This is a genomic window from Geobacillus sp. DSP4a (assembly GCF_013096875.1).
GTDB classification, from domain to species: domain Bacteria; phylum Bacillota; class Bacilli; order Bacillales; family Anoxybacillaceae; genus Geobacillus; species Geobacillus thermophilus.
In genome coordinates, this window is the sequence record NZ_SDLD01000079.1 from 1 (window position 1) to 5,705 (window position 5,705).

Sequence of the window (5,705 nt, forward strand, 5' to 3'; positions counted from 1 at the left end):
TCATACGGAACGACCAGCGATGGTAAAAAAAGGATAGCCATCGCTCGTTGTGTTGGTCAAAAAGTTATTCTGAAAAACTAAATAAAAAATCCTTTGTTTTGACCTTGTTAGGGTGCGAAATGTGAGTTACTACAAAGGCCTGTAAACCAAATCCAATAGAACTAAAAAAATTATTAGATAACAGTAATAAAAAGGTCTTGTTTTGGTACATTAAAAATTGCTCCAATCATACTAATTTAACATTAATTTTTTTTATGGCATTTTTGGCTTTGGATAATGCGTCATCTGTACTATTACCTTTCGCAATAACATATGCTAATCTATCAAACGAACTTAAAGCAGATCTTACAACGTCACCTTTATTCTTCAATAAATTAGCTTCCACTACTCCTTCCGATGCTCTTACATTTTCTAAACCGTTTATTTCACATATTTCACCCTCTTCTTCAGGAAGATAGTACCAAATGGCGTGATAATGCTTTATTTTTAATTCCGGAATGCCTACATCTTCTCCTAATGTTTGTTGTGCGGTCATCTTAATTAAGTCTATACCTGTGGACTTTTCTATTAATTCTGGAATAAAATCCCCTCCCAATCTAGTATGCGTTTCAACAATGTTTATATTACCGCTTGGGTCCACTATAACCTCTGTATGAGAAGGTCCATGTGTTATTCCTAAACATGCAAGACAGTCATAAACTTTTTTTTCAATTTTTGATCTTATAGAAGAAGGAATGGAGGCAAATACAACATGCCCTTTTTCAACTGGATAAGTTTGATTTTTAAATTTCTTGGTTATGACAGTTACGATGTGCTTACCATTTTGACTAAAAACTTCAACACTATATTCATCTCCATTTAAATACTCTTCAACAAGCACTTCTTTATTAGGATTTTCAGCTTTTATAAGGGCTAAAGCTTTATCTATCTCATTCTTTTCCTTTATAATAGATACTCCAATACTTCCCCATTCATCTACAGGTTTAAGAACAACAGGAAGACCAACCCCATCAATGAATCTTTCAATATCTCGCCTATTTATTGCACAAGAAAATTTAACATTATCAATACCATTGCTATTTAATTTTTCTCTCATCAGTACTTTATTTCTTACTGTTTGAATAACTTCGTAACTATAAAAATTTAGACCGAGTTCCTCCGCAATTAATGCAGCTTTATCTTGCAGTTTTTCGTGATACGCCCCAATTGCATAAAACGGTTCAATTTTATTTATAGCTTTTGCTAATTCAATCCACTCATTCGTATCTTCAACATTTTCAATTCCTATAATTCTTTCATATATACCTGCATCACTATTTTTTATTTTTTTTCTGTCAGTCATTAATGTTAATTTTGCATTGTGTTTCTTTAACTGTTTATGGACGGGTCTCATACCGCCTATTACCAATACGTGTTTCGTCAATTTTTCATTACTCCTTTCATTCTTTTAGACTCTGCATTTTTAAGAAATTGTACTGGATCTGTTATCTTCTGATTTGTGTCAAATGAATAACATTCGTTTCTTAACCAGAAACGCTTTTCTATTTCCGGAAAAGGCAAGTCATATACACCTTCATCTTCGGAAGCTTTTCTCATCCATTCATATGTTAGGCCTCTTTCTTCATTCCATTGTTTTAAGTCTTTAGAAGATTTTATTTCATTATTGCTAAGCGCCCTTTTAAATCTTTTAATCTCTCTGGCGATTTGACTAGAACCATTATTAATTTGCCTGAAAATTTGTTCGGTTAATTCGTTAACATCTACAGTTTCAGTAATATCATAACCCAAGTTTTTTAATGACTTGATTCCAGCTGAAATTAATTTTAATGCTTTATCATCACAAACCTTATCACCAGATAAGGTTCCTGATAATGTTCTAATTATTTTTCTCATTGTATGTCCTGGACCTTTCCCCTCTGGTCTTACACCGTCATAATATAGCGCCATGAGTGTTCTTAAATGATTAGCCCATAGGTAAACTTCGTTATAGTTAAATTTAGGGAATTGTGCTTTTACTTCCTTCGTAAGATCAATAAAAAACTCACTTTCATACCAATGAATTAAATTATCTTTTACAAAGGAAAGTCGTTCGAGAAATAACGCACTATCTGTTGAAATTCCATTTATACCTTCGATAAACCCTATAGTCGAAATAGGTATAATGCCATGTTTATATGGTAAAAATATTTTCAAATAATATCCTTGCGGTTTATTTTTTCCTAGTCTTAACGGAATATTGTTTTCCCAACTAATAACATTTCTTTCTGGTACTTTCTTTGATAAGACGGTATTTCTAATCCCTAGTTCATACGGAGCTAAATAGATTAATTGAGAAGGATCTATACCTAAAGCTAGATTCAAAAAATTGAGAATAAAGTCTATAGATGGTTCTACACTTTTATCTCCAAACCGAAATATAGATAACATAACTTCAAATGGAGTAGCTAATGGATACTTCCCTACATCTTCTAATCTGTTAGCTGAAAAAACCCTTTGTGCTGTTATATATTTTTGTGGTATCTCATGTTTTTTCTCCTTTTCTGCTTCAAAAAGATCCATATTTGCCATAATAGCAGATCCAATAAAAAATGTGTCTGCATTATTACGTATAATGGGGCTTTCTGGAATTAATTTATAATTATTGCTAACGCCCATTTTAATAAATAAGTCTCTAATCATGATATTCCCCTACTTTATTTGATAAAGTTGTTATTGGTCTGACTTGAAATATATAAATTTTTTGATTTTGTGCTCCCCATTCAATATCAACAGGGTATCCATATAAATTTTCTATATAATTCGCTATTTCCGCTAAATTATTAAAAATTTTATAATTAGACTTATAACTTGACTTACTTAACGTTTCCCTAATATCAACTTTTCCGTTAACCACATTGGAAGCCCCACCATAACTAGCTTCTATTAACATATCATTTTCATCGTCACCTATAGGATTACAAGTAAATATAACTCCCCCCAAATCTTGTTTTAAATATGGTTGTATTAAAACAGCCAAATCCACCTCATCTTTACTAAAGTAATATTTTATTATTCCTTTTTTTCCGGATTCTTGTACATATTGGATTGCATTATATAAATCGAATGATTCCATTTTACAGATTTTAGATTCTAAAATACCTGCTACTGACTTATCTATAAGATCTTCGCTAGGTGAGCTACTTCGAACAACTAAATGTGAACATTCTGGGAAAAGCATTTTAATCTCATTTAATAGTATCTCAACGTCATTTGCAGTATAGTCGTTTATATTTATACTAGACGGTATTACTATACCGGGTAATACATTAATATTGTGTTTTAAAAGTTCATATAACCTATAAGCTTTATTGCCAACAATAACAGAGTTGGAGGCATCATCAAGTTTAACAAAAGGAATTTTCTTTTCATTTACCTTTCTATGGATAACTTTCACATATCCTTGATCCGCATTTAAATTTATAAAGGATCCTTCAGGTATTTTAGAAAAGACGTTGGGAATTCCTATTAAACAGGGTTTTTTTAATTCTCTTGCTATAACCGCTGCGTGACTTAAGATTCCCCCTTCTTCTGTAATGAATCCCTTAGATTTCATCATTGCATCCATAAAATTAAAGTCAGTACCCTTAGCTACTAAAATATCTTCTTTTGTTATGTAATTTAAGTCACTGATATCTCTAACATGTTTGACATATCCCTTAACATTTCCCATGCTTGCCGTAGTACCTTTTATTTGGTCATTTTTATCAGTTTTAAAATCAACTACTAATGTAGCTTCACGTGCTTTATCTCCAATCAAACAGTTTTCTATTCTATTTAATACAACATAGTCATACCTTAAATTAATAGTTTCTTCACTTAATCTTTTTTGGTTCTCAGCTAATTCAAAGAGTTCAAACAACATGTATCTTGACAAGTTCTCCCTCTTTTCACCTGTTAAACTTGCTAAGTTATTTAGAAGCCTATTTCTCTGGTAGGCTACTTGTCCCATTAATGCTTTATTTTTATCTCTTAAATCCCCTACTTTTATAGCAATGTCATTTAATTTAATAAGTTTATCCCTTATCTCATGAGATCTAATGATTTTATCAACTAGAGAATTACTTTTATTACAATCAGTTAAATTATCCAATTTATTAAAAAGTTGTATTCGTTCTTTTAAGGGAGTCTCTATTAAATACTTTAACTTTTCAGCTGCAACATTATTTTTCTTAACAGCACCATAGGCGTAGTTTAAATTTTTATATTTAGATAAATACTCTTTTTCCGCTTCTCTTAAAGTTAATTTTTTCTCACTGACTTTAATAGATAAAGCCAAAGCAGTTTTTTCTGCTATAACTCCTATCGTTGCTTTTTCAGAACCAAGGAGATACGGAATATATTTTCTCACATCTTCTTTAGGTATTTCTTCTAGTAGGAGTTGCTCCATTGCCCATTTTAGTCCATGTTCAATTTGAACCAGATTTATACCATAAATTTCTCCTAAAGCGGTGTACTGAAGAGATGCAATCCTTTCCACTGTTTCAAGAGAACTATCTAAAGATATTTTTTCAGAAGAAATTTCTTGCAACATATTAATTAAACGATTTTTTGGTTTTTTTATATACAGATCCAACTGTTTTAACAAATCAGCCTCTAAGTTATAAAATCTTCTTCCCAACCTTCGTCCTAAATTATCCCATTCGTCTTTTGGTGCGTAACTTTCAAACACGTTTCCCTTATAAATACTTATAGTATTCCTAAACCTTATTGAATTAACTGAATAATCATATCGATTATACAGATCATGTAAAAATTCAGCTGCTATCATATCATCGACATTTCTATAATTAATGATTTTCCAATTTTCCCTAGTGCTATTAATCAACAAAAATATTCACCCTCTTTTAATTTTTTTTTTGGGTCTTCACCATTTTCTGTGATTTCCACTCAACCCCAGAAATATGTTAGCTGGATGAAATCGGTTCATCAGTCAGGATCCTTCTTCCGCATACAGACCACGAAGTTGGTAGAATGGAAACAGTCAAGTGCTTTCCTTGACGGGTTCCATTCTACCAACTATCATACCGATAGCGGAAGAAGAGAGCGCTTAAGCAGCCTGACTACCTGTAGTGTTCCCTGTACACTCCAGAAATACACGCAAACGAAACCGTTCTCGATTTCGATAGCCATATGCCCGGCGTTTGATGTTTTTGATCTTGTGATTCGTCCCCTCGATTCGGGCATTGGTATATGGGCACAAAAAGTAGGAAAGAATAGGCTCCTTCCACCTTTCAAGCGTGTTGGCTGCTTTCTGAAAAGAAGCAAAAGGGCTCTGTTTGGCTAACTGAATCCATTCTTCCAAGCGTTCCTTTGCTTCATTATATCCATCGGTTCGGTAAAAATCCCGAAACAACTCTTTCAGATAATAAGCAATGGAAAGTGCCGGATACTCCTCCAAGATATCGTCTAATCGAAGCCGTTGGTCCTTACGAAGCTTTTCACAGCCTTTTAAGAGAAGATATCGAGCCTTTTTCCATGGAGAAAATTCCTTTCTTGCTTGATCCAAGGGTTGTGTCACTTTTTGAACCACATGGTACTGATCGATGACAATCGAAGCAGATGGAAACAGGGCGCGAACCGCCTTATGATAAGGTTCCCACATGTCAAGAATCACCGTTTGGACCATTTCTTTCGACAGTCCATTTTGGCTCAACAAGTTAACGGCG

At 33.0% G+C, this 5,705-nt stretch carries 4 protein-coding genes; all 4 read right to left on the reverse strand.

Annotated features, from left to right (window positions below; all coding sequences use genetic code 11):
• Positions 1-226 precede the first annotated feature (226 nt).
• A complete protein-coding gene (locus ETC02_RS15965) occupies positions 227-1,423 on the reverse strand; it encodes an ATP-grasp domain-containing protein (RefSeq protein WP_033026756.1) in 1,197 nt (398 codons plus the stop codon).
• Complete coding sequence (locus ETC02_RS15970) at positions 1,420-2,679, reverse strand: hypothetical protein (protein ID WP_033026758.1); 1,260 nt, start codon at positions 2,677-2,679, stop codon at positions 1,420-1,422. The genes ETC02_RS15965 and ETC02_RS15970 overlap by 4 nt, the downstream gene beginning before the upstream one ends.
• A complete protein-coding gene (locus ETC02_RS15975) occupies positions 2,672-4,867 on the reverse strand; it encodes a PEP/pyruvate-binding domain-containing protein (protein WP_094239693.1) in 2,196 nt (731 codons plus the stop codon). The genes ETC02_RS15970 and ETC02_RS15975 overlap by 8 nt, the downstream gene beginning before the upstream one ends.
• Before the next feature lie 219 nt (positions 4,868-5,086).
• Positions 5,087-5,705 (reverse strand): ISL3 family transposase (locus tag ETC02_RS15980; RefSeq protein WP_171698417.1); only part of this gene is annotated, 619 nt, incomplete at its 5' end.

Excerpts from the sequence above, each read along its gene's own strand:
- ETC02_RS15970 (WP_033026758.1), bottom strand. The coding sequence starts at position 2,679 with ATGATTAGAGACTTATTTATTAAAATGGGCGTTAGCAATAATTATAAA.